We start from the raw sequence: 24,561 nt of genomic DNA, 5'->3' as shown, positions 1-24,561 counted from the left end.
ACGCTCCAGCTGCCCGGAGTGTGCGGGTAATCCACGTTCGGCGGGAAACGAAGCCTCAGCGGGACTTGGTGCCGACGTAGTCGCGCTCGGTGTACCCGGTGTAGATCTGGCGCGGACGGCCGATCTTGCCGCCACCCTCGTCGTGCATCTCCCGCCAGTGCGCGATCCACCCGGGCAGCCGGCCCAGAGCGAACAGCACGGTGAACATGCGGGTCGGGAAGCCCATCGCCCGGTAGATCACGCCGGTGTAGTAGTCGACGTTGGGGTACAACTTGCGCTCGATGAAGAACTCGTCGGTCAGCGCGATCTCTTCGAGCTCCTTGGCGATGTCCAGCAGCTCGTCGTCGCCACCGAGCTTGCCGAGGATCTTGTCGGCCTGCTCCTTGACGATGCGTGCCCGCGGGTCGTAGTTCTTGTAGACCCGATGGCCGAAGCCCATCAGCTTGACGCCTTCTTCTTTGTTCTTCACCTTCTTGACGAAGGTTTGAACGTCATTCTCGCCGACGCGGATCTTCTCCAGCATCTCGAGCACCGCCTGATTGGCGCCGCCGTGCAGGGGACCCCAGAGCGCATTGATGCCGCCGGAGATCGACGTGAACAGGTTGGCCTGTGACGAGCCGACCAGCCGCACCGTCGACGTCGAGCAGTTCTGCTCGTGGTCGGCGTGCAGGATGAAGAGCATGTCGAGTGCGCGGACCAGTTCAGGGTCGACCTCGTAGGGCTCGGCAGGCAGGCCGAACGTCATCCGTAGGAAGTTCTCGACGAGGCTCATCGAGTTGTCCGGGTAGAGGAACGGCTGGCCGACCGACTTCTTGTACGCATACGCCGCGATCGTCGGCATCTTGGCCAGTAAACGGATCGTCGACAGCTCGACCTGCTCGTCGTCGAACGGATCCAGCGAGTCCTGGTAGTAGGCACTCAGCGCATTCGCCGCGCTGGACAGCACCGGCATCGGGTGCGCGTTGCGCGGGAAGCCGTCGAAGAATCGCTTGAGGTCCTCGTGCAGCAGCGTGTGTCGCTGAATCTGGGTGGTGAACGCCTCGAGCTGGTCCGGCGTCGGCAGTTCGCCGTAGATCAGCAGGTAGCTGACCTCGATGAAGTTCGACTTCTCCGCGAGCTGTTCGATGGGATAGCCGCGATAGCGCAGGATCCCGGCGTCACCGTCGATGTAGGTGATGGCGCTCTTGGTCGACGCGGTGTTGACGAACCCGTCGTCGTACGTGGTGTAGCCGGTCTTGGCCAGCAGCGAACCCAGGGCGATGCCGTCGGAGCCCTCGGTGGCCTTGACGACGTCCAATTCAAGCTCGCCACCGGGGTAATTGAGAGTGGCGTGCTCGTCTTTTTCGGCCACGCGGGGATCCCTTCTACGTTGCAAGGAATATCGAGAACATCTCGTGTCTGTCCCTCAAAAGGTAGTCCCATTCCAGCGATCCCGCCCGAGGGGGGCCTGCCAGACGGTCAGACAGGCTGTCGATTGCTCATCATGAGGGCGGTGAACTCGGCGAATGTGTCCTCCAGATAGGCGACCACATCGTCGATGGTCAGCGGGACACCGTCGCGGCCGCCCGCGGTCAAACCGGTCAGCGCCGTCATGAGCATGGATCCCCACACCGCGGACACCAGCCGTGGGGCGCGATCGCCGATGTCGGTTCCCATTCGCCTGGCGAGTTCCACGTCAATGGCATTGCCGCGGTACTCCAGCGCGGACTGCCGCAGCGCGGACGACGACAAGATGATCCGCACGATGCACATCACCCGGTCCGCCGACAGCTCGCCGGCCACGGCGGCCTTCGCGGCCGCGGCCATCGCGAGATACGCCCTGAGCAGCGCTTCGAAATGGTTGAGGTCGAGCGGTTGCCGGGCGAGTTCGACGGCCGTCTTCTCCAGCACTTCGTCGATGAGCGCCAGCGCAATGGCGTCCTTGGTGGCGAAATAGCGGCTGAAGGTACGTGGTGACACATCGGCGATGGCGGCGATCTGGTCGACGGTGGTGCGATCGAACCCCTGGCGTTCACAGAGATCGACCGCCGCATCGATGAGCGTGGCGCGCGTTCGTTGCTTTTTGCGTTCCCGCAGCCCGAGGTTGGCCTCCCCGCTCACATCAGACACGAATTCGGATGCTAGCCAGCCAACGTAAGAGGCCGCTGAGAAAAGTGGCACCCTCCGACAATTGGCCCCCTAGGTCACACTTTGCCGCCGCGATTGTCGCCGGTCACTCGGTACCGGACGAAGGCGGGAACCAACAGCGTGCACGCCACCATGCCGATCACCACCAGCGCTCCCCCGCCGGCCGCGGCCACCGTGGTGCCGACGGCCGCGGCGGTCGCTCCGTGCGCGGCATCCGCCAGTCTCGGCCCCCCAGCGACGACCACCGTGAACACCCCCTGCAGTCGGCCGCGCAAGTCGTCGGATGCCGCCTGCTGCAGGATCGTCGAACGGAACGCTGCCGACACCATGTCCGCGGCACCGCCAATCGCCAAGCAGCCCAGGGCAATCCAGAGGAGGAGACCCGCCCTGCCGTGCGCGTACCCGCCCGCGAGACCAAAGCCGATCATCGCGACCCCCCACACAACGATCGCCCAGACGACGGTCAAGCCCTGGCGGCGAACCCTCGGCAGCCAGCCCGAGAACACCCCGCCCGCCACCGCGCCCACCGACATCGCCGCGGCCAACAGCGCCATTGTCAGTCCTCCCTCGACCGGACCGCCGAAGCTCTCGTGCGCCATTTGCGGGAACAGTGCGCGCGGCATGCCGAAAATCATCGCGATGAGGTCGACGACGAATGACATCAACACGACCTGATTGCCGGCCAGGTAGCGGAAGCCTTCAAGGACTGAGCGGATACCCCCGCCGCGCGGCCCGCCGTCGGCAGGCGGCATCCGCGCAAGGCGGAACGTCGCCCAGATCGGTGCGATGCACAGGACCGCGTCGATGAGATAGAGCGTGGACAGGTCAACCCAGTGCAGCATGACCCCGGCCAGCAGCGGTCCGACGATGGCACCGAACTGCATGACCGTCATGTTCAGCGAGTTCGCGGCCGCCAGTTGGTCGCCGGGCAGCATCCGCGGTATCGCAGCGGCCCTGGTCGGCGAATTGATCGCGTAGAACGCCTGCTGCACCGACAGCAGGCACAGCACCACCCAAACGTTGTTGAGCTGCAGCGCGGCTTGCAGCCACAACAGCACCGACGCCAGTGCCAATCCGATGGACGCGATGATCAACAGCAGGCGACGGTCCATCGCGTCCGCCCATGCGCCACCCCACAGGCCGAACACGATCAGCGGCACGAGTGCGAACACTCCCGACAGACCCACGTATGCCGAGCTCTGGGTGAGCGCATACAGCTGCACGGGTACCGCGAAAATCGTCAGGTTGGCGCCGATGACGGTGACGACCCCCGCGAGCCACAACCGACGGAAGTCCGGTGTGCGAAGCGGTGTGGTGTCGGCGAAGAACCGCCCCACTTACGGCTGTAACCGCTCGATGCGGCTGTTGTGCATGCTCACCGGCAGCTCAGGGTCGGTGACGACACGGATCCTGTTGTGCACCCTGTTCTCCCGGCCCTGCCAGAACTCGACGACCTCGGGCGCGATGAGGTACCCGCCCCAATTCGGCGGCACCGGCACCTCGTCGAGGTCGGCGAACCGCTGGGTCACGTCGGCCAGCTGATCGAGCAGCGCGGCACGCGAAGCAATCGGCCTGGACTGCCGTGACGCCCAGGCGCCCAGCTGCGAACCACGCGGACGCTTGGACCAGTAGTCGGCCGTCTGCTCGGCAGAAACCTTGGTGACCAGGCCGCGGACGTGCACCTGGCGGCCGAGCAGGAACCACGGGAACGTCGCGGAGGCGTAGGGCGCCCCGGCCAGCTCCGCACCCTTGGCGGAGTCGTAGTTCGTGAAGAAGGTGATGCCGTCGGCGTCGACGCTCTTGCACAGCACCGAGCGGGTGGAAGGGCGTCCGCGCGCATCGACGGTGCCAACCACCATCGCGTTCGGTTCTGCCACCCCAGCGCGCTCGGCGTCGGCTAACCAGTTGTGCAGCAGCGCAACCCAGCCATCAGCGAGCCAGTCCGCATCGAGATCGCTGCTGCCGTCCTTCTCCACCGAGCCATACTCGACCCGCATTCTCGCTAGATGGTCGTCGTCCTGGGGGGCCACGCGCTCACGCTACGCCTCGGCTGATCGTCGACTCTGTTACCGACCGGTAGGAAACGACGCGGGGCCGGGTGCGAGAATTCGCCCATGACTACGGTGTCAGCGGTTCCTGAGGATTTCGTACCCGGACTCGAGGGCGTCGTCGCCTTCACCACCGAGATCGCCGAACCGGACAAGGACGGCGGCGCGCTGCGATATCGCGGCGTCGACATCGAGGATCTGGTCGATCAGCATGTCACCTTCGGCGATGTGTGGGCCTTGCTGGTCGACGGCAAGTTCGGCCACGGTCTGCCACCCGCGGAGCCGTTCCCCCTGCCGATTCACAGCGGCGATGTCCGTGTCGACGTCCAGGCCGGGCTCGCCATGCTCGCCCCGATCTGGGGCTACGCGCCGCTGCTCGACATCGACGATCAAACCGCGCGCGACCAGCTGGCCCGAGCATCGGTGATGGCGCTCTCCTACGTCGCCCAGTCTGCGCGCGGCATCTATCAGCCCGCGGTCCCCCAGCGGGTTGTCGACGAATGTTCCACCGTGACAGCACGATTCATGACCCGCTGGCAGGGCGAGCCGGATCCCAAGCACATCGAGGCGATCGACGCCTACTGGGTGTCGGCTGCCGAACACGGCATGAACGCCTCGACGTTCACCGCCCGCGTGATCGCGTCGACTGGCGCGGACGTCGCGGCGGCGCTATCGGGCGCCATCGGCGCCATGAGCGGCCCGCTGCACGGCGGCGCACCTGCGCGCGTGCTCCCGATGATCGAAGAAGTCGAGAAGATCGGCGACGCGCGCGCTGTCGTCAAAGGCATCCTCGACCGCAAGGAAAAACTGATGGGCTTCGGCCACCGCGTCTACCGCGCCGAGGATCCGCGGGCGCGGGTGCTGCGGGCCACCGCCAAGCGGTTGGAGGCACCCCGCTACGAGGTGGCCTCCGAACTGGAGCAGGCCGCACTCGCCGAGTTGCGGGAACGTCGCCCCGACCGCGCGATCGAGACCAATGTCGAGTTCTGGGCCGCGGTGATCCTGGACTTCGCGCAGGTACCCACCCAGATGATGCCCGCGATGTTCACCTGCGGCCGCACCGCCGGCTGGTGTGCCCACATCCTCGAGCAGAAGCGGCTCGGCAAGCTGGTCCGGCCAGCCGCCATCTACGTCGGACCCGAGCCCCGCAGCCCGGAGTCCGTCGAGGGTTGGGACCGCGTTTCCCGGTCGTGACCATCGCGACCTACAGCTTGGCGGCGACGAGTTTCGCCGCGCTGGTGCACGAGATCCCGGCCGACGCATGGGACCGACCCGGACTGGGCGAATGGGACGTCCGCTCGCTGGTGGGTCATACCTCGCGCTCGCTGACCACGGTGCGCAACTACCTGCAATCCCCTGCGGACCGTGAGGACATTGCGACACCGCAGGAGTACTACGTGCGGGTGACTCCTTCGGCGCTGGGCATCGACCCCGCCGATGTGGCCGAGCGCGGCAGGCAGGCGGGCAGGGATCTCGGCGATGACCCCGCGGCAACCGTCGACGAGCTGGTGGCAGGCGTGCTGGAGGACCTCGCTTCGGTCGATGACCCACTGATCAACGTGATTGGCGGCCTGGGCATTCGATTGCACACCTACCTGCCGACCAGGGTGTTCGAAATGGCTGTGCACGGAATGGACATCGCAGGGGCGGTCGACATCCCGTTTCAGCTTCCCAATGCCGTGCTCGCCGAGGCGCTGGAGCTCGCAACGCGCACGGCCGTTGCGACCGGAAACGGGGAAACGGTGCTGCTGGCACTGACGGGACGGTCGACGTTGCCGCCGTCCTTCTCCGTGGTGTGAGCAACGTTAGATGCAACACGTACGACCCCCGAAATGAACCTAAATCTGTGAAGTTCCTTCTAGGGTGGGCGGGTGCCTCAGATGGATCGCCGCAACATGATGATGATGTCGGGTCTTGGCTTGATCGCAGCCACGATGCCTCTAGCTCAGGCTCAGGCCAGCCCGACGAATCGCGCCCCGATACCGACGCAGCCGCAGAGCGCCGACCCGGGAAGCTACATCTTCCACGACGAGTTCGACGGTCCGGCTGGGTCGGCCCCCGATCCGTCCAAGTGGCTGATCCAGACCTGGCAGGACGAGGTTTACCCGCCGGTGGCGGGCATCTACCGCGATGATCGCCGGAATATCTTCCAGGACGGCAATTCCAACCTGGTGATGATGGCCACCCGCGACATGAACACCTACTACGGCGCCAAGTTGCGAGGCATCTGGCGCGGCATGATCAACCAGACGTGGGAAGCGCGGATCAAGCTCGACTGCCTCACTCCCGGCTGTTGGCCGGCGTTCTGGGCGGTCAACGAGGATCCGCTGCCTGACGGCGAAGTCGACGTCTTCGAGTGGTACGGCAACAACAGCTGGCCTCCCGGCACGACGGTGCACGCGGCCTCCAACGGCAAGACGTGGGAGGGCAAGTCGATCCCCGGCATGGTCGACAACGCCTGGCACACCTGGCGGATGCACTGGGGCGAAGACGGTTTCTCGTTCTGGCGCGACTACGTCGACGGCGCCGAACCGTACTTCCACGTGCCGCCCAACCCGATCCCCGTGTCTGGCAGGCCCGGTGACCTCCGGTGGCCCTTCAGCATCCCCGGCTACTGGATGCAGCCGATGTTCACCCTCGCGATCGGCGGACCCGGCGGCGGCGACCCTGCGGCAGGGGTGTTCCCGGCGGCCATGCTCGTCGACTACCTCCGCGTCTGGTAGCTCATCGCTCGGCTTTGATCACCTGAACCAGGTTGAACTGCCAACGCTCCACTAGCCGGTAGCCGGTTTCGCGCGTCACCGCGAACGCGGGGGTGCCACCGAACAGCGGGCCCGGCTCCATTGCCGGATTCTGTTCCTGGGCAGGCCTTGTCGGGTCGGCCTGGGTGATGATCCACAGAACTCGGCAGACGTTCAGGGGTCCGACCGATGCCTCCGGTACGAGGTTGGTGTCGAAGACGTCGTCGCGGTCGACCGCCGTCTGCCACAGGCTGATGTCGACCACTTTGTCGTAGGCATCGGGGCGGGCCGCCAGCAGCGGACGCATCGGGGCGGGCATGAAAGTCACGGTGTCGTTCACCAGCAGGCACTCACCCGGCTCACCCCGTGACTTCGCGGCGATCAGGTCGGCTACCTGGCTGTAGTCCATCCCGTACTTCGCATACGGACTTCGTTGCACCAGAAGATAATTGGGCACCGCAGCTGCAGTGAAGACCACGAGCGCGACGGCTGCAATCCACGGCCGCACCGCCAACGCGCCGACACACACGCCCAGCGCGAGTGCCATCGCAGGCGCGGTGAAGCACAGGTACCGCGGCGTGTATATCGGATGCACCAGCGCCGACCAACCGAGGATCAACGCGGTGGGCACCACCAGCCACGCGATCGCGATGGCCAACAACTGGCGATCTCCCTCTGCCAGTCGCACAGATGTGAAGCGCCACAAGACGATAGCCGCGACGATGACGCACGCCGAGGCGATCAGGAACAGCGGGCTCCTCTCGAAGTACTGCTGGACGGCGACGTCCTCGATGGTGCGGCGGCCGACCCGTGAGATCCAGATGATCTGGTGCGCTTGACCGGCGGCCAGCCGGACGAACGGCGCCACCGCCAGACACGTACCCACCATGGTCACGACAAACCGCACGACCACTGTGCGGCCCGGCCGGTAGAAGCACAGGAACACGGCGTGCGCGAGGAAAATCAGCGCGAGGTACACGTCGAGCAGGATCGACGCCGCCATCGCGGCCGCGTAGCAGAGCCAGATCCAACCATCGTTGCGGCGCACTGCGTGCACCAACAGGACGGTTGACCACGTAGCGGCCAGCATCGTCAGTGCGTACGGCCGGGCCTCGATACCCGCCCACGTCGCGCGCGGCAGGATCGCGCACAGGACTCCGGCGCTCAGTGCGACGGTGCGCGTCGAGAACTGCGTGCCCAGCACGACGACGCCGGCCGCCGCACCGCCGACCGCCAGACCGCTGGGCACACGCGACCAGAACTCCGTCGGCGGGAAGACCGTGAACCAGCCGTGCATGAGCACGTAATAGAGGCCGTGGACGACGTCGACATTGCCCATCATGTGCCACAGCTGGCCGAGCGAGCGGCTGTACGACGCCGAGATCGTCGCGGCTTCGTCGTACCAGAACGACGGGCGGCCGGCGCCGATGAGGCTGACCGCGGCGGCAAGGACTCCGACGATGAGGGGGTCGAATACCGCCACCCTCGACTTCGTCGGGACTTCCTGCCCAAGCACGCCGCTATGTTGCCAGACGCACTTGTCGGTGCCCGATGCTTGCATGGGGACCGGTGCGATGAGTTTGGTCCGCCCGACAAGTCGTACTCGTAGCCCGCAAGGGAAAAACCCAACTCGCTAGGAGACTGCAATGGCAATCGACGTCCAGCCCGCCGTGTCCCCGATGCTCACCGTCAGTGACGGTGCGGCAGCCATCGACTTCTACGTCAAGGCGTTCGACGCCGAGGAACTGGGCCGGGTGCCAGGACCCGACGGCAAGAAGCTGTTTCACGCCGCGCTGCGGATCAACGGGGCCTTGGTGATGCTCAACGACGACTTCCCCGAGATGAATGACGGCAAGTCGGTGACGCCGGAGGCGTTGGGTGGGTCGCCGGTCACCGTTCATCTGACCGTGACGGACGTGGACGCGAAGTTTCAGAAGGCGATCGACGCCGGCGCGACGGTCGTGATGCCGCTCGACGACATGTTCTGGGGCGACCGCTACGGCGAACTACGCGATCCGTTCGGCCACCTCTGGTCGATGGGCCAGCCGATGCGCGAAGTGAGTCAGGACGAGATCGACGACGCGATCAAGCAGCATCAGTAGGGGCTAGCGGCGCAAGCCGGCGAGCACGCGACTGCGCATCGACGGCGCGGGTGCGTCGGCCGCCGCGGCAAGCATCTCGGCGATCGTCGTGAACTTGTCGCGGGGCCGGTGTTCGCCGCCGCGCGCAACCTCCGCGTCGTCGATGGCCTTCCACCCCGCGGCGTCGACCACGTTGGACCGCTTGCTTCGCACCAGCTTGTCCAGCGCGGCCAGCTTGTTCGACGGATTCGCGAGCACGCCCGCGTTGTAGTCGGCCACCAGGTTGTGCACCGTCTCGCCGGCACACGACTTGTTGGTGCCGATGAAGCCGGTGGGACCGCGCTTGATCCAGCCCGCGACGTAACTGCCGGGCACGGTTTCACCCGACGCGGGGTCGATGACCCGGCCGCCGTCGTTGGGCACCACCGCGGCATCGTCGTCGAATGGAAGGTCGCGAATCGGCTTGCCGCGGTAGCCGATTGAGGTCAGTACAAGACCGGCGTCGATGCGACGAACCTCGTCGGTCCCAGTCACGACGAACTCCACACCGTCCACGCGCTGCTCGCCGAGAATGCGCGTCGGCGTCAGCTGATAGGCCAGCCGGATCCGGGGGCGGGTCGCCGGTGCTGATGCGTCACCCAACTTCGACAGGATCTCGAGTTTGTTGCGTGTCAACGGATCGGTGGCCGTTGCCAGGTCACTGATGACCCGATCATGGTCCGCGCCGTCCAGCACCACATCGCACACCGACGTCAGCCCGATCAGTTCCGGCAGCGTGAACGCCGAGTGCACCGGGCCGCGGCGGGCGGCAACGATGACCTCGTTGACCTTTGACCCGCGCAGCGCGGCCAACGCGTGGCCGGAGATGTCCGTGAGCGCAAGCACGTCGGGATCGGTGGTCAGGATGCGCGCCACGTCGAACGCCACGTTGCCGTTGCCGACGACGACCACCCGCTCGTGGCTCAAATCGATTGGCAGATCGGTGAATTCAGGATGGCCGTTGATCCATGCCACCATTTCGGTGGCAGTCGCCGTACCGGGCAGGCCCATTCCGTCGATGTCCAGCCGGCGGTCGTTGGGCGCGCCGACGGCGTAGAGCACCGCGTGATGATGGGCCTGCAGATCGGCGTGCGTCAGGTCCGAACCGACCTCGACGTTCAGGTAGAACGTGAACCCCGGCAGCTTCGTGACCTTGTCGAACAATCGCGTCACCCGTTTGGTGCTCTGGTGGTCCGGAGCCACCCCGGCGCGCACCAGCCCGTACGGGGTCGGCAGCCGCTCGAAGACATTGACCCGCACACCGCGCTGCGTCAGCAGTTCGTCGGCGGCATACATCGCCGCCGGGCCCGACCCGACGATCGCGACCGTCAACGGCCCTCCGGACCGCGGGCGGACCATCGGCGCCTCGATCACGGGAGCGAGCTTGGACGTCGGCGGCAGCTTGCCCTCGGGCTTGGGATAGAAGGACGCGTTCAACTCGATGAACGGCAGCTGCTTGGGTTCGAGTCGGGTGTCGGGCGCGATGGCGCCGACGGGGCACGCCGACACACACGCGCCACAGTCGACGCATGCGACCGGGTCGATGTAGAGCATCTCCGCGGTGGCGAAGCCGGGCTCATCCGGTGACGGGTGGATGCAGTTCACCGGACAGGCGTAGACACAGGACCCGTCGCTGCAACACGACTGGGTGATCACGTGAGGCATGGGGACCCTAGGCGGCCGACACCAGGTGCTCACGGGCCGGCTCGCTGCGATACCGGCTGGGCCGTCCGCTGATCCGGCAGATACGCCACATCAACTTCGCGAGCGGATTCATCAGACCGGTGTCGTGAGCCAGCATGCGGACGTCGCCGAACATGTCGCGCAGCATCTGCCGCGATTCGGGCGACTTGAAGAAGATCTCCTTGCGGACCGACCGCGGGATGTCGAATTCCTTCCAGAACGCGCGCGGCGGCACGATGATCGCCGAGCACAGCACGCGCATCACCACCGGAACGTAGAGCGACAGCCAGAACCGCTTGCGCCGCGGCAAGTCCGGCACCCGCTTGCGCAGGTACTCGTGCGCGAACGAGATGTGCCGCGCCTCCTCGGCCACGTGAATGGCCATGACGCGCTCCATGATCGGATGCAGCGTCTTGCCCTCGCGCAGCACGTTTTTCTGCGTGTGATCGATGGGCTCCTCGCCGGCGAGAATGCCAAACCAGAACGGAATCGGAAGCGGCCCCGCGACCAGTGGGATGACCGGCTGAATCCACTTCAGCATCCGCGGCATTCCGGGCACATCGGCGCCGATGCGGTTCACCATCTCCTGGAACATCAACGTGTGGTTGCACTCCTCGACCGCCTCGTGCAGGCAGTACCGGTACTCCGGTGAGCCGTTTGGCGTCCAGAAGGCGTACTCCATGAGTCCGCGGATCAGGATCGACTCGAAGTGCAGACCGACCTTGGCGACGTTCGACTGACGCCACATACCGATCTCGATCTGCCGCTCCTTCGACTGCGACTGATACCACCAGTGCTTGCCGATCGGATCCGTCGCGGGCAGGATCCAGCGTTCGTCGTTCTCGACCACCTTGAACTCCGGGGAGTCCCAGTCGATATCGGTGTACGGATTGAAGTTGCGTCGCACCGACCCCTCGGACAATGTGGTGAGCATGTCGACGTACTGGGTGTCATCACCGACGTCCATATTGCGGCGCCAGCGCCTGACCATGCGCGTCCGGGCTTCCTTGACTGCCATTCGACACCTCCTCGGTGAGGTTTACGAGCCTTGATTGCCAAACACGGTACCGCAGGTATCGCATACCGGGAATACCCCTTTCTGGCATGTGGCACACCAGGCCAGCCGCCGACTTTTGTGACGGAGACCACATGGTCGAGCTGAAGACGCACACCGAAATCGATTCGATGGCCGACGCCGGCGCCGTCGTCGCCGAGGCGCTGCACACCGTGATCGACCAGGCGAAACCGGGGATGACCACCCTCGAGCTCGACCGGATCGCCGCCGACGTGCTGGCGCGCCATGGCGCGTCCTCGCCGTTCCTCAACTACCACCCGCGGTGGGCGCCGACCCCGTTCCCCGGGGTGCTGTGCGTCAGCGTCAACGACGCCGTCGTGCACGGCATCCCCAATGACTACGTGCTTGCCGATGGCGATCTGGTGTCGGTCGACTTCGGCGCAACCCTGCGCGGCTGGACCGGAGATGCGGCGCGCAGCTTCATCGTCGGTACCCCCCGCGCCGGGGACGCCGCCTTGATCGAGGCTGCGGACGCCGCTCTCGCGGCGGGCATCGCTGCGGTACGGCCGGGCAACAGACTCGGCGACATCGGACATGCGATCTCGTCGACCGTTCACGAGGCGGGCTTCGGCCTGCTCGCCGACCACGGCGGGCACGGCATCGGCCGCACGATGCACGAAGACCCGGACGTGCCCAACGAAGGCCGACCCGGCAAGGGCATGAAGTTGCGGCCCGGTCTGGTCATCGCGATCGAGCCGATGCTGATCGGCGATGGCACCGACGAATATCGCCACGACGCCGACGGGTGGACGCTGCGGAGTTTGTCGGGGGCCCGCGCCGCGCACAGCGAACACACCGTCGCCGTCACTCCCGACGGTGCCCGCATCCTCACCAACTAGCGGCTGTTACCGCTTCGCGAAATCGCCTGTCACCGTCAGCATGCTGCCGCTTCGCACCGCCGAGAACCCGGCATCGGTCATACCGCAGTCGGTGATGACCGCACGGTGGCCCGGACTGTTCATCCACCAGTTCACGGCGGCGGCCGGAGAACCGCCGGGGCCGTTCGCCCAGAACACGATCTCGCCGAGATCCTCGAACGAGGTATAACCGGCGTCCGTCACGCGTTGGACGACCGACGAGCCGTCGGAACCGGTGTGGGCCTGCACCCCGGTCCTGAGCATGTCGTTCGCGTGACGCGCCGCCGACGCCGTCAGCTGCGGATTGGGTGCCACCGGACCGCACCCGGTGGCCGCGCGCGTCGCGTTGATCTGACTCAGCACCGCGCCGCCCTCGTCACCGAAGGCCGGCGCCGCCGTGACCACCGCACCGCACGCCATCATCGCAGCTGCACACACCGGGATGAACGTCGAAACTTTCCCATGACTGATCATGTGCCCCCCAATGGGCTCAGTCCCCGACACATCACATTATGGATACAAATTGGTTCCACTGTGTGTTCTTTACCCACTTTTTCAGCATCTTCTGCATGCCCTCCCCGCTGAAACCGCGCAGCGGCGGTCACTACTCTTGTCTCCATGGCCGACCTCACGATTCCCGCCGACCTCAAACCGCGCGACGGCCGCTTCGGCTGTGGACCGTCCAAGGTGCGCCCCGAACAACTGCAGGCACTGGCCGCCGCGGGCGACGTTTTCGGAACGTCACATCGGCAGGCCCCGGTCAAGAACCTTGTCGGCCGGGTGCGTGACGGGCTGCGCCAGCTGTTCTCGGTGCCCGACGGCTACGAGGTCATCCTCGGCAACGGCGGCACCACCGCCTTCTGGGATGCCGCCGCATTTGGATTGATCGACAAGCGCTCGCTGCACCTGACCTACGGGGAGTTCAGCAGCAAGTTCGCCTCAGCGGTGGGCAAGAACCCGTTCGTCGGCGACCCGATCGTCGTCAAGGCCGATCCGGGCGGTGCGCCCAAGCCGCAGTCGGACCCGTCGGTGGACCTCATCGGCTGGGCACACAACGAAACATCAACGGGCGTAGCGGTTCCCGTGCAGCGGCCCGAAGGCTCCGACGGCGCGCTGATCGCCATTGACGCCACCTCGGCGGCCGGCGGTCTGCCCGTTGACATCGCCGATTCCGACGCCTACTACTTCGCCCCGCAGAAGAACTTCGCCAGCGACGGCGGCCTGTGGATCGCGATCCTCTCCCCCGCCGCGCTCGCCCGCGTCGAGGCCATCGCGGCGTCGGGCCGCTGGGTGCCCGAGTTCCTGTCGCTGCCGATCGCGATCGAGAACAGCCTCAAGAACCAGACCTACAACACCCCAGCCATCGGCACGCTGGTGATGTTCGCCGATCAGCTCGACTGGATGCTGGGCAACGGCGGGCTGGACTGGGCCGTCAAGCGCACCGCGGACTCGTCGCAACGGCTGTACAGCTGGGCGGAGGCCTCGCAGGTCGCCACCCCGTTCGTCGCCGACCCCGATTTGCGGTCGCAGGTCGTCGGCACCGTCGATTTCGCCGACGATGTCGACGCCGCGGCGATAGCCAAGGCGCTTCGGGCCAACGGAATCGTCGACACCGAGCCCTACCGCAAGCTCGGCCGCAACCAGTTGCGGGTCGGCATGTTCCCGGCCGTCGATCCTGATGATGTGAGCGCGTTGACCGCGTGCATCGACTGGGTCGTAGAACGCCTCTGACCTGCCCGCGTGTCTACCGGGTAACAGGCCGATAACGCAGTAGGGTCGCGGGATCGGGCATCGTAGGCGCCCGGAGGAGGTCGACATGCGGAAACTCAAAGTCGTTGGACTCGACGTCGACGGCAGACAGATCATCTGCGAAGCCGACGACTCCGGCGAGAAGTTTCTATTGGTCCACGACGACCGGTTGCGCGCTGCCGTGCGTGGCGACAAGACCGGTTCCACGGCCGCTCGAGAAACACCTCAAACCAACGACGAGGGTCAAAGCGTGCTGCGTCCCAAAGAGATTCAGGCAAAAATCCGCGCAGGTGCGTCAGTCGAGCAGGTCGCCGCAGCCTTCGGGGTCGACTTGGCCCGCGTCGAGCGTTTCGCTCATCCGGTCCTGCTGGAGCGTTCGAGGGCGGCCGAGTTGGCAACCGCGGCGCACCCCGTACTGACCGACGGTCCCTCGGTGCTGACGCTGTTGGAAACGGTGACGACGTCGTTGATTGCACGCGGTCTGGGCGCCGAGGCGACCAACTGGGACGCGTGGCGTAACGAAGACGGGCGCTGGACCGTGCAGATGGCATGGCAGGCCGGCTTGTCCGATAACGTGGCGCACTTCCGGTTCACGCCAGGCGCGCACGGCGGCACGGTGACAGCGGTCGACGATGCGGCATCCGAGCTGATCGACCCGAACTTCGCGCGTCCGCTACGACCCGTAGCGGTGGTCCCGCACTTCGAGTTGCACGACGAGCCGGAGCCGGTGGCCGAACCGGAGCTCGACCTCAGGCCGGAGCCGGAACCAGAGCCGGCACCGCCTGTCGCGCCGAAGCCGCGCGCACGCAAAGGCAAGCCAGCTGTTCCCGCATGGGAGGACGTGCTGCTGGGCGTGCGGTCCAGCGGCCATCGCTAATTCCATCAATTGACTGAATCGTCAGTAGCCAAAACCTAAGTCGGCAAATAGGGCGTTTCCCCCATCTGCTCGCGATCGAGTGGAATCATCATCCGCATCCGGTTCGCGCAAGGGGGAGCCGCCATGCATTCCGGTGTGGACGATACCTGCCCTATTTTGTCGGTGAACAACGTCGAGGTCGTCTACGACGACGTGATCCAAGTGCTCAGCGGCGTCAGCTTGGTTGTGCCAGAAGGCAAAATAGTCGCATTGCTCGGTGCCAATGGAGCGGGTAAAACCACGCTGCTGCGCGCGATCACTGGTCTGCTCGACGTACACGACGGCGAAATCACGAAGGGCTCAGTGGAGTTCGGCGGGCGGCCCATCCACTCCCTGTCCCCGAACAAAATCGTTGCACTGGGAATCAAACAGGTGCTTGAGGGGCGGCGCATCTTCGCCGAACTGACCGTCGAGGAAAACCTCCGCGTCGGAGGGCACGTGGCACGAAAAGAGTTGCGCGACAACCTCGAACAGGCCTACAGCACATTCCCGGTGCTCGCGCAGCGCGGAAAGCGCATCGCCGGCTATCTGTCGGGCGGTGAACAGCAGATGCTGGCGATGGGTCGCGCGCTGATGTCGCGGCCGCGCTGTCTGCTTCTCGACGAGCCCAGCCTCGGTCTCGCTCCGCTCATCGTGCAACAGATCAGGGATCTCATCGTCGAGATCAATGCCAGCGGGATGACTGTGTTGCTGGTCGAGCAAAACGCGACGATGGCGCTGTCGATCGCCGACCACGGGTACGTCATGGAAAACGGGAAGATCGTGATGGACAAGCCCGCGACCGAGCTCCTGCAGGACTCCGATATTCGCGAGTTCTACCTCGGACTGGGAGCCGAAGGTGCTGCCAAATCCTTCCGCGACGTAAAGCATTACAAGCGCCGCAAGAGGTGGCTGTCATGACCGTGACACAGGAGCGCGCAGATGCGCAGGCGTCGTCCGAGACACCGATGCTCGAATTCACCGATGTGGTGTTGTCCTTCGCCGGGGTGAAGGCGATCGACGGGGTCTCGTTCACTGTCGGCGGAAGCGAACTGTTTGCCATCATCGGCCCCAACGGCGCAGGCAAGACCTCGATCTTCAACGTGCTGTCCGGGGTGTACCGCCCGCAGTCCGGCCGGGTCACCTTCGGCGGTAACGATTTACTAGGCCGGCGGCCCGACGAGATCGCCCAACTCGGCGTCGCGCGCACCTTTCAAAACATCGAGTTGTTCGCCAATCTGACCGTGCTGGACAACCTCATGTTGGGTCGCCACCACCATCATGGATACGGCGTGATGTCGTCGCTGGTCTGGCTCGGCAAGGCCCGCCGCAGCGAGCTGCTCAATCGGGCAGCCGTCGAGGACATCATCGACTTTCTCGAACTGGAGCAGTGGCGGCGATCTCTCGTGGGCCAACTGCCCTACGGCGTGCAAAAGCGTGTGGAGCTTGGCCGCGCACTGGCCATGGAGCCCAAGCTCTTGCTGCTCGATGAACCGGTAGCCGGCATGAACCTCGAAGAGACCGAGGACACGGCGCGCTTCATCCTCGACGTGTGCGATGAACTGCACCTTCCGATCGTCATGGTCGAACACGACATGGGACTGGTGATGGATCTCGCCGACCGAGTGCTCGTCGTTGACTTCGGCAAGCCGATCTGCACCGGCACCCCGCATGAGGTCTCGACCAACCCGGACGTGATCCGGGCGTACCTGGGACAGGAACACCGAACATCCGGGGGTGCGACGTGACGGCTGTAGTCCAACACACCAGCACCAAGGTCACAACGATCGCGAGCCGGGTCCGCGAGCACAGCCGCCAGATGCCCGCGCGAATCGCGATGCGGGAGAAAGACTTCGGCATCTGGCAAGAAGTAAGCTGGGCCAACTACTGGGACAGCGCCGAGTTGGTCGGACACGCGCTTCTTGCACTCGGCATCGAACCGGGCGATCGCGTAGCGGTGCATTCTGAGAATCGCCGCGAATGGCTCTACACCGACGTCGGCGCAATGTCGGTGCGGGCCACCACTGTCGGCCTGTATCCGACGAATCCGCCTGCCGAGGTGGCCTACCTGCTTTCCCACTCCGGCGCCCGGGTGCTGATCGCCGAGGACCAGGAGCAGGTGGACAAGGCGCTCGAGGTGCTCGACCAAGTACCGGACCTCGAAAAGATCATCTATCTGGAGCCGCGGGGAATCCGGTATCGCTACAGCGATCCGAAGCTGATGTCCTGGGAAGACTTCCTCTCGCTCGGCGCCCAACATCGCGATTCCGACCCGGACGCGGTGAACCGGCGGATGGCCGAGGCCACCGCGCGCGACATACTGACGCTCGTTTACACCTCGGGCACCACCGGGCCGCCCAAGGGCGCCATGCTGTCCGTGTCGAATGTCGAGTTCTGCCTCAAGGTTTTGGTCGAGGACGGCGGGTTCAGTAACCCGCCACCGTCACCCGCCGACGTCACGCTGTCCTACTTGCCGCTGTGCCACGTCGCGGAGCGTATTTTCACCACCTGGTTCTCGGCATGCGCCGGCATCCAGGTTCATTTCGCCGAGTCGATCGAGACTGTCCAGGCGAATCTGCGCGAGGTTCAGCCGACGATTTTCTTTGGCGTGCCGCGCATCTGGGAGAAAATGCTCGCAGCAGTGCGGATCCGGATCGACCAGGCCTCTTGGTTGAAGCGTCTGTTTGGCCGCTTCTGGTTGCGGGTGGCCGAGGGCATCGCCGACGATCTCGTCCGCAACGGTGGCAGCCACACGATGGGCACTCGGGTGCGCTATGCGGTCGGTTGGCTGTGCTTCTACCGCGCGTTACGGGACCGGATCGGTATGCGCAAAGTCCGTTACGCCTCAGCGGGTTCCGCGCCAATCGCGCCCGAAGTGTTGCGGTTCTTCATGGGCATCGGCCTGCCGATGCACGAGCTGTACGGGATGACCGAGAACACCGCGATCGCGACCGCGAACCGGCCGGGCAGGGTGAAGCTCGGCACAGTGGGCGAGCCGCGTGCCGGCATCGAACTGCGCATCGATGAGGACACCGGCGAAATTCTCACCAGGCACCCAGGCACTTTCGCCGGGTACTGGAAGAACCCAGAAGCCACGGCCGACACCATCGATCCCGACGGCTGGCTGCACACCGGCGACGTCGGCGAGTGGGCGGACGGCACCTACGTGAAGATCACCGACCGGATGAAGGACATCATGATCACCGCGGGCGGCAAGAACCTGGCTCCGTCGGAGATCGAGAACTCGCTGAAGGCCTCGCCATACATCAAGGAAGCCATCGTGATCGGCGACCGGCGACCGTACCTCACCGCCCTGATCGGGATCGAGCTGGATACGGTCGGTCACTGGGCTCAGTCGCGCAAGCTGCCATATACGACGTACCGGGATCTCGGCGAGAAGAAAGAGGTCCTCGCGCTGGTCCAGTCCATTGTGGACGACGTCAACGAACGATTCGCCCGCGTCGAGCAGTTGAAGAAATTCACCATGCTGCCAAAGGAATTGGACCATGAAGACGGCGAGCTCACCGCAACTCAGAAGGTGAAGCGCAAGGCGATCGCAACGATGTTTGCCGACTTGGTCGAGGATATGTACCGATGACCGAACTGGTGCAATGTCTGGTGCGCGGATTGGGCGACGGGTCGGTCTACGCGTTGTTGGCGTTCGGCTTCGTCATCATCTACAAGTCGATGGGCGTGATCAGCTTCGCTCAGCCATCGTTGATGATGGCAGGTGCGGTACTGGTGACATATCTGGTCTCGACCATGAACTTCTACCTTGCGGTGCTGGTGGCCGCCGCGGCGGTGGCGCTGTTGGCGATGGGCGTGGAGCGGACGGTGTTGCGCCCCATGATCGGCAAGCCCGTGTTCGTCATCTCGATCATCACGCTCGGCGTCGACATCGTCATCAGGGTGGTCGTCAACGCCTACATCGGCCTCGACGTGCGCCCGGTGGGCGCGCCGTGGGGACTGGCGACGTCGCGCGTGCTCGGTATCGAAGTGCAGCAACGTCACCTCGTCATGTTTCTCACCACGATGGTCCTCGTCGCCATACTGTTCGCCTTCTTCCGGTACTCCCGGATGGGTCTGGCGATGAGGGCAGTGGCCTTCGATCAGGAAGTCTCACTCGCGCAGGGGATTTCCGTCGGACTGGTGTTCACTCTCTCGTGGGCGATCGCCGGCGCCCTCGCCGCCGTTGCCGGGGTTTTCGTATCGACCGGCGCCGGAGTCGATCAGCAGTTGTGGCTCATCGCATTGAAGGCGCTGCCGGTGATCATCCTGGGCGGACTGGACTCGTTGGGCGGCGCGGTGATCGCCGGTCTGACGATCGGCGTCATCGAGTCGCTGGTGGCGACGTATGGGTCCGATCTGGCGCCCTGGCTGGGCGGCGAATTCGCACTTGTAACACCGTATCTGGTGATGATGGTCGTGCTACTTGTCCGCCCGTACGGGTTGTTCGGTACCCGCGAGGTGGTGCGGATATGACCTCAATGCGAACCCGGTTCGGGCGGCCCGAGTTGTACACGTCTTACGCGCAGGACATGGCGCTGTTGAACACCACCTCGAAGAAGGTGTTCGTCGCCGTGATGCTGCTGCTGGCTCTGGCCATGACATTTTCGGTCGACGACGGGATGCTGCAGCTACTGGCGACGGCCTGCGCGGCAGCGATCGGGGCCATCGGCTTGAACATCGTCACCGGCTACGCCGGCCAGGTGTCTTTGGGCCACGCCTTCTTCGTGGCAATCGGTGCGTACACCGCAGCGGTGTTGTCGGGTGATCCCGACGGTCAGGTGCTGGGTTTCGGCATCACCGAAGTACCGGTCTGGTTGCTTGCCGCGGGCGGGGTTTCGGCGCTGGCAGGCGCGCTGGTGGCGCCGTTGGCGGTCCGCCTGCGGGGGCTGTACCTGGCGATCGTCACGCTTGGTCTGGTCTTCATTGGGCAGTACGTGTTTCGCGAATGGACCGAGATGGCGGGCCCACCGGACATCGGACGCCCTGCCCCGATCGCCACGCTGTTCGGTGCCCGCATTGATGTCGACGGCCCGTCGATGACCCGTATTCAGCACCTGTATCTGTTGATGCTCGCGCTCCTGGTCATCTTCGCACTGCTTGCCCGAAACCTGGTGCGCTCGCGCATCGGCCGTGCGTTCGCAGCGGTCCGCGACCGAGACATCGCCGCCGCGGTGATCGGGGTGAACCTGACGAGGTACAAGGTCATCGCTTTCGCGGTGTCCTCGTTCTATGCCGGCGTTGCCGGAGCGCTGTTGTATGTCATCCCGCAGACGTTCACCGCAGGCAACTTCAATCTGCTGATGTCCATCCAGTTCATCGCGATGATTCTGATCGGCGGAGTGGCAACGATTTCCGGCGCGATCATGGGCGCATTCTTCATCACACTGTTGCCGCGTATCACCGCCGAGCTGCCCGCCGTACTGCCCTTCATCAGCACCAAGGCAACCGGTGGGGGGATCACCGTGGTTCAGGTCGAATCGATCTTGTACGGCCTGCTGATCATCGTGTTTCTGCTCTTCGAGCCGAAAGGGTTATTCGGCATATGGATTCGGGTGCGCAATTACTGGAAGACGTGGCCGTTCTCGCACTGAGGCAGCCGGAAAGCGAGGGTTCCATGACAATTCGGCGAGCAGCAACAGCCGTGCTGACGGTCGCATCTGTGGCGGCCTTGTTGGCCGGTGGCTGCCGGTCCCAGGAGTCCACCACGACGCAGACGGACAAGGAGGGCAACAAGGTGGATTTCGGCGTCACCGCTGAGCCCTGCCCAAAAGCGATCGACACCAGCAAGGGCTGCATCTACCTCGGCACGATTTCGGATCTCACCGAAGGTCCCTTCAAGACGCTCGGGGTGCCGATTACCGAAGCGCAGGCAGCCTTTTGGCGCCGGGTGAACGAGCAGGGCGGCATCGGCGGTTACGAAATCGACGTGTCGACCTATGTCAAGGACAACAAGTACAACCCGCAAATCCAAAATCAGGTGTATCAGGAGATCAAGCCGAAGATCGTGGCACTCGCGCAGACGCTGGGCTCGCCGCAGACAGCGGCCATCCTGCCGGATCTCGAGACCAGCAAAATCGTTGCGGCACCCGCCTCATGGACGTCGTTATGGGCGTTCGAGGACGTGGTGGTCGAGTCAGGAACGCCGTACTGCTTGGAGGCGATGAATTCGGTCGACTACGCGGCCGACAAGCTCGGCGCGAAGAGCGTCATGGCTGTGCATCTGCCCGGCGACTACGGTGACGACGCGGCGGCCGGTGCCAGGACCGCCGCGGAGAAAAGGGGACTGCAGTTCACCGATGTGAAAACAGCGTCCGGACAGGACAATCAGGCGGGTGCGATCGAGGCGATCGTTAGCGGCAAACCAGACGTGGTGATCCTGACCAACGGCCCGACCGACGCAGCCGTGATCATCGGCCAGACGAGTGCACGGGGATACCAGGGCACGTTCATCGGCACCAACCCGACCTGGAACCCCGGGCTGCTCGAAGGCCCGGCAAAATCGGCGATCCTGTCGCAGTACCTGCGGTCTGCGCCGGTCGCGCCTTTCGGCGCGAACACGCCCGGTCACGAAGCGATGCGCGCCGCGCTCGGCAATGTGCAACCCAACGAGGGGCACACCGGGGGTTGGGTGCTGTCGTACCCGTTGAAAGCTGCCTTGGAGAAAGCGGCGGAGAACAAGGATCTCACCCGCGCCGGCCTCTTGGCGGCGGCGAACTCACTGACGTCCGTGGACTACGAGGGCATGCTGCCGGAGGGGGCAGGCAACTACAGCGGCACCCCGAACGAGAACGTGTTCAGACAGAGCGAGATCCAGCGGCCCGACGAGGCAGCGCCGTCAGGGATAAGCCAGCTGGAGCCGTTCTTCACGGGACCGACCGCGAAGGACTACAACCTTGAGAAGCCTTGCTACCAATAGCGAATATCGGTCGTGAGCGCAGGTGTCGAGGCGTGCCGTCTTGGTTATCCCGCAATGGCGATGCCGATGACGGCGAGCCATGCGCAGGCCACGCCAACGGCGGCGCCCAACACAAACCAGCGCCACACCGGCCGCTTACGCCACTCCCATACGGTCGGAGCCAAACCGCCGACGGCGACCAGATTGAGTCCGACGGCCAACATGGGGTGCACCTTCATCAGTCCCACGCTCAGCACGACGATGGCGGCGCCGACGACCGCGGCGACGAAGCCGGAAACCGTCAGGCCCATCGCCCACGGGGTGGATTCGTCGGTCACCCGTTCAACCTAGCCCGTTCGTAGAAGGCAAGCGCCGCAGCGGTGGCGACGTTGAGCGAGTCGGTGCCTCGCGACATCGCGATGCGCACCCGCATGTCGCTGGCCCGCATCACACGTTCGGACAGCCCGGGGCCCTCAGCGCCGACGAGCACCGCCAGCCGTTGATCGGCCACGTCGGTCATCGCGTCGGCAAGAGTGCGGGCCGCCGGGTCGGGCGTCATCGCCAGCAGACGAAAGCGACTGTCCCGCAGCATCTCCAAGTCACCGGGCCAGTCGGCCGCCCATGCGTAGGGCACCAGCAGGGCGTGGCCCATCGACACCCGGACCGCGCGCCGGTACAGCGGATCCGCGCATCCACTGCCGAATACGATCGCGTCGACATCGAGGCCTGCGGCATTGCGGAAGATCGATCCGAGGTTCTCGTGATCGTTGACGCCTTCCAAGACGGCGATTGTCCTGGCGGTCTCGATCACCTGTGGCACCGTCAGTTCGCGTGGGCGCGATGCCGAAGCCAGGACTCCGCGGTTCAGATGAAAACCCACGACGTCGGCCATCACGTCGGGGGCCACGCGATAGTAGGGCGCGGCGACGCCATCCAGGTCGCCGGCGAGCTCTGCCAGGCGACGGTCCGTGCCCATCAGGGCTCGTGGCGTGAACCGCGATATCAGCATGCGCTGCACCACCAATACGCCCTCGGCGATGACCAGGCCCTTGCCGGTCGGCAGGTCAGGCCTGCGGTCCACGCTGTTGAGATCGCGGAAGTCGTCCAGCCGCGGGTCTGCGGGGTCGGAGACGTCGAGTACTTCTGTCACGCGCTTTCGTCGACTATCGCCGACATCAGGTCAGCGGCGGTCAGGAGGGCCTCGCGTTGCTCGGGATCGAGTTTGGCCAGCCGTTGCGACAGCCATTCCTGGCTCGCGCGGCGTTCGGCGTCGAGCAGTTCGACACCTGCCGGTGACACCGACACCAGGACCTGACGACGGTCATCCGGGTGTGCCATGCGCACGACGAGACCCAATTCGCACAGCGAGCCGATCACCCGCGTCATAGAAGGAGGACGTACGCGTTCCCTCTCGGCTAACACGCCCGGTGTCATAGCGCCCTCCTTGGCGAGTGTCGACAGCGCCGACAGCTGAGAGAGCGATACGTGCGAATCGTGACGTCGGAAGCGCAATTGACGGGCCAGGCGGATGACGGCGAGCGACAAATCGCTCGCCAAGCGACCGTCGGGTTCTTTCACGAGGCAAAGAGTACAGAGCAGGAGTGAACAAACGGAAGGGTATGGATTAGGTTCTCATTTGATGACTCCGCAACCCCCGGCCCTTCCGCCCGGCTTACTCAAGCCGTGGCCGGTGATCGCCGTGATCACAGCGGGCTGGCTAGTCGCGACGTTGTTGGCTTTCACGGTGCCCGCCTTGCACGGCTACCGGCCGTTCGCGATCGCCGGTCTGGGGGTCGGCGTGCTTGGCACATCGATCTTTCTGTGGCAGCGTCGGGCGGTGCGTCGCGGATCGCGCGGCGCCCAGAGCGGACTCGACTGAATTCGCCCGTATACCAAGGAGGTAGCGATGGCAGAGCCTCTGTTGCAAGCACAGATCGAGATCGACGCCCCGGTGACGAAAGTCTGGTCGTTGGTCTCCGACCTGAGCCGGATGCCGCAGTGGAGCCCGCAGTGCCGGCTGATGAAGACACTCGGCGGTCCGCTGCGCCAGGGTAGCCGGACGATCAACCTCAACCGGCGCAAGTTCCTCGTGTGGCCGACCACCAGCCGCATCACCGAGTTCATCCCCGACAAGAAGCTGGCCTTCAAGGTCGATTTGAATCGGACAATCTGGAGCTACGAACTCGAACCGACCGCGACCGGCACCCGGCTGACAGAAAGCCGCCACGCCGAGAACGGCACTACGGCCATATCCAACATCACGGTGAACGCGTTGATGGGTGGAGTGCCCAGTTTCGAACGCGAACTCGTCGAGGGAATGAACGAGTCGCTGTCGCGGATCAAGGCCGCGGCCGAAAACTAG

The 24,561-nt window shown here is 65.0% G+C and carries 26 protein-coding genes; 15 read left to right on the top strand and 11 right to left on the bottom strand.

Going from position 1 to position 24,561, the window contains the following annotated elements:
• Positions 1–55: 55 nt before the first annotated feature.
• From ACIA48_RS22420 to pdxH, 4 genes are all read right to left on the bottom strand, one after another.
• A complete protein-coding gene (locus ACIA48_RS22420) occupies positions 56–1,351 on the bottom strand; it encodes a citrate synthase (RefSeq protein ID WP_396736503.1) in 1,296 nt (431 codons plus the stop codon).
• 107 nt (positions 1,352–1,458) lie between these two features.
• On the bottom strand, positions 1,459–2,109 hold the full coding sequence (locus tag ACIA48_RS22415) for a TetR/AcrR family transcriptional regulator (protein ID WP_396736501.1): 651 nt from the start codon (positions 2,107–2,109) through the stop codon (positions 1,459–1,461).
• 74 nt (positions 2,110–2,183) lie between these two features.
• The gene (locus tag ACIA48_RS22410) at positions 2,184–3,464 is read right to left on the bottom strand and encodes an MFS transporter (protein ID WP_396736498.1); all 1,281 of its coding nucleotides are present in this window, start codon (positions 3,462–3,464) and stop codon (positions 2,184–2,186) included.
• Complete coding sequence (gene pdxH / locus ACIA48_RS22405) at positions 3,465–4,124, bottom strand: pyridoxamine 5'-phosphate oxidase (protein WP_396736875.1); 660 nt, start codon at positions 4,122–4,124, stop codon at positions 3,465–3,467.
• Positions 4,125–4,250: 126 nt separating this feature from the next.
• Here pdxH and ACIA48_RS22400 point away from each other — a divergent pair, with 126 nt between their 5' ends.
• The 3 genes from ACIA48_RS22400 (at position 4,251) to ACIA48_RS22390 (ending at position 6,898) form a co-directional block, all read left to right on the top strand.
• Entirely contained in the window at positions 4,251–5,369 is a 1,119-nt protein-coding gene (locus ACIA48_RS22400) for a citrate synthase 2 (RefSeq protein ID WP_396736872.1), read from the top strand.
• Positions 5,366–5,974, top strand: coding sequence for a maleylpyruvate isomerase family mycothiol-dependent enzyme (locus ACIA48_RS22395; RefSeq protein WP_396736495.1), 609 nt, complete (start codon positions 5,366–5,368; stop codon positions 5,972–5,974). The genes ACIA48_RS22400 and ACIA48_RS22395 overlap by 4 nt, the downstream gene beginning before the upstream one ends.
• Positions 5,975–6,055: 81 nt before the next feature.
• Complete coding sequence (locus ACIA48_RS22390) at positions 6,056–6,898, top strand: family 16 glycosylhydrolase (protein ID WP_396736869.1); 843 nt, start codon at positions 6,056–6,058, stop codon at positions 6,896–6,898.
• A 1-nt stretch (position 6,899) separates the two neighbouring features.
• Here the strand turns inward: ACIA48_RS22390 and ACIA48_RS22385 are convergent, their stop codons facing one another.
• On the bottom strand, positions 6,900–8,477 hold the full coding sequence (locus ACIA48_RS22385; protein ID WP_396736492.1) for a hypothetical protein: 1,578 nt from the start codon (positions 8,475–8,477) through the stop codon (positions 6,900–6,902).
• An 85-nt stretch (positions 8,478–8,562) separates the two neighbouring features.
• Here ACIA48_RS22385 and ACIA48_RS22380 point away from each other — a divergent pair, with 85 nt between their 5' ends.
• Positions 8,563–9,018: a VOC family protein gene (locus tag ACIA48_RS22380; RefSeq protein ID WP_396736490.1), complete on the top strand. Its 456-nt coding sequence runs from the start codon at positions 8,563–8,565 to the stop codon at positions 9,016–9,018.
• A gap of 3 nt (positions 9,019–9,021) precedes the next feature.
• On the opposite strand, the gene ACIA48_RS22375 is transcribed toward ACIA48_RS22380, so the two are convergent.
• Together ACIA48_RS22375 and ACIA48_RS22370 are read right to left on the bottom strand one after the other, a co-directional pair.
• A complete protein-coding gene (locus ACIA48_RS22375) occupies positions 9,022–10,701 on the bottom strand; it encodes an FAD-dependent oxidoreductase (protein ID WP_396736488.1) in 1,680 nt (559 codons plus the stop codon).
• A gap of 7 nt (positions 10,702–10,708) precedes the next feature.
• Positions 10,709–11,737, bottom strand: a complete 1,029-nt coding sequence (locus ACIA48_RS22370; protein WP_396736485.1) for a diiron oxygenase — start codon at positions 11,735–11,737, stop codon at positions 10,709–10,711.
• 131 nt (positions 11,738–11,868) lie between these two features.
• On the opposite strand from ACIA48_RS22370, the gene map reads away from it, so the two are divergent.
• The gene (gene map / locus ACIA48_RS22365) at positions 11,869–12,633 is read left to right on the top strand and encodes a type I methionyl aminopeptidase (protein ID WP_396736482.1); all 765 of its coding nucleotides are present in this window, start codon (positions 11,869–11,871) and stop codon (positions 12,631–12,633) included.
• A 6-nt stretch (positions 12,634–12,639) separates the two neighbouring features.
• On the opposite strand, the gene ACIA48_RS22360 is transcribed toward map, so the two are convergent.
• On the bottom strand, positions 12,640–13,125 hold the full coding sequence (locus tag ACIA48_RS22360) for a CAP domain-containing protein (protein WP_396736479.1): 486 nt from the start codon (positions 13,123–13,125) through the stop codon (positions 12,640–12,642).
• Between the two features lie 144 nt (positions 13,126–13,269).
• On the opposite strand from ACIA48_RS22360, the gene serC reads away from it, so the two are divergent.
• From serC to ACIA48_RS22320, 8 genes are all read left to right on the top strand, one after another.
• Positions 13,270–14,382 (top strand): phosphoserine transaminase, encoded by a 1,113-nt coding sequence (gene serC / locus ACIA48_RS22355; protein ID WP_396736476.1) that lies wholly within the window; start codon positions 13,270–13,272, stop codon positions 14,380–14,382.
• Positions 14,383–14,467: 85 nt separating this feature from the next.
• Positions 14,468–15,277, top strand: a complete 810-nt coding sequence (sepH, locus tag ACIA48_RS22350) for a septation protein SepH (RefSeq protein WP_396736473.1) — start codon at positions 14,468–14,470, stop codon at positions 15,275–15,277.
• A 153-nt stretch (positions 15,278–15,430) separates the two neighbouring features.
• Positions 15,431–16,216 (top strand): ABC transporter ATP-binding protein, encoded by a 786-nt coding sequence (locus ACIA48_RS22345; RefSeq protein WP_396736866.1) that lies wholly within the window; start codon positions 15,431–15,433, stop codon positions 16,214–16,216.
• A complete protein-coding gene (locus tag ACIA48_RS22340; RefSeq protein WP_396736471.1) occupies positions 16,213–17,043 on the top strand; it encodes an ABC transporter ATP-binding protein in 831 nt (276 codons plus the stop codon). Before ACIA48_RS22345 ends, ACIA48_RS22340 begins: the two co-directional genes overlap by 4 nt.
• Positions 17,040–18,893, top strand: coding sequence for an AMP-dependent synthetase/ligase (locus ACIA48_RS22335; protein WP_396736468.1), 1,854 nt, complete (start codon positions 17,040–17,042; stop codon positions 18,891–18,893). Before ACIA48_RS22340 ends, ACIA48_RS22335 begins: the two co-directional genes overlap by 4 nt.
• Positions 18,890–19,777, top strand: coding sequence for a branched-chain amino acid ABC transporter permease (locus tag ACIA48_RS22330; RefSeq protein ID WP_396736465.1), 888 nt, complete (start codon positions 18,890–18,892; stop codon positions 19,775–19,777). The genes ACIA48_RS22335 and ACIA48_RS22330 overlap by 4 nt, the downstream gene beginning before the upstream one ends.
• Positions 19,774–20,895 carry a branched-chain amino acid ABC transporter permease gene (locus tag ACIA48_RS22325; protein WP_396736463.1) on the top strand — a complete coding sequence of 374 codons (1,122 nt, stop codon included), beginning with the start codon at positions 19,774–19,776 and terminating at the stop codon, positions 20,893–20,895. Before ACIA48_RS22330 ends, ACIA48_RS22325 begins: the two co-directional genes overlap by 4 nt.
• Positions 20,896–20,918: 23 nt before the next feature.
• A complete protein-coding gene (locus tag ACIA48_RS22320; RefSeq protein ID WP_396736460.1) occupies positions 20,919–22,220 on the top strand; it encodes an ABC transporter substrate-binding protein in 1,302 nt (433 codons plus the stop codon).
• Positions 22,221–22,264: 44 nt separating this feature from the next.
• On the opposite strand, the gene ACIA48_RS22315 is transcribed toward ACIA48_RS22320, so the two are convergent.
• Genes ACIA48_RS22315 through ACIA48_RS22305 form a run of 3 tightly spaced genes read right to left on the bottom strand, consistent with a single transcriptional unit; the run spans position 22,265 to position 23,777 of the window.
• Complete coding sequence (locus ACIA48_RS22315; RefSeq protein WP_396736457.1) at positions 22,265–22,537, bottom strand: DUF2537 domain-containing protein; 273 nt, start codon at positions 22,535–22,537, stop codon at positions 22,265–22,267.
• Positions 22,534–23,349, bottom strand: coding sequence for a TrmH family RNA methyltransferase (locus ACIA48_RS22310; RefSeq protein ID WP_396736455.1), 816 nt, complete (start codon positions 23,347–23,349; stop codon positions 22,534–22,536). Before ACIA48_RS22310 ends, ACIA48_RS22315 begins: the two co-directional genes overlap by 4 nt.
• Entirely contained in the window at positions 23,346–23,777 is a 432-nt protein-coding gene (locus ACIA48_RS22305) for a MarR family winged helix-turn-helix transcriptional regulator (protein ID WP_396736452.1), read from the bottom strand. The genes ACIA48_RS22310 and ACIA48_RS22305 overlap by 4 nt, the downstream gene beginning before the upstream one ends.
• Before the next feature lie 61 nt (positions 23,778–23,838).
• Between ACIA48_RS22305 and ACIA48_RS22300 the strand changes: the two genes are divergently transcribed.
• Both ACIA48_RS22300 and ACIA48_RS22295 read left to right on the top strand, forming a co-directional pair.
• On the top strand, positions 23,839–24,078 hold the full coding sequence (locus ACIA48_RS22300) for a DUF2530 domain-containing protein (protein WP_396736449.1): 240 nt from the start codon (positions 23,839–23,841) through the stop codon (positions 24,076–24,078).
• Between the two features lie 27 nt (positions 24,079–24,105).
• On the top strand, positions 24,106–24,561 hold the full coding sequence (locus ACIA48_RS22295) for an SRPBCC family protein (RefSeq protein ID WP_396736446.1): 456 nt from the start codon (positions 24,106–24,108) through the stop codon (positions 24,559–24,561).

Source organism: Mycobacterium sp. NPDC051804 (assembly GCF_044452905.1).
In the GTDB taxonomy this organism is placed as follows: domain Bacteria; phylum Actinomycetota; class Actinomycetes; order Mycobacteriales; family Mycobacteriaceae; genus Mycobacterium.
Note: the sequence above shows the minus strand (reverse complement) of the source record. Positions and strands in the feature narration are given on the sequence as shown.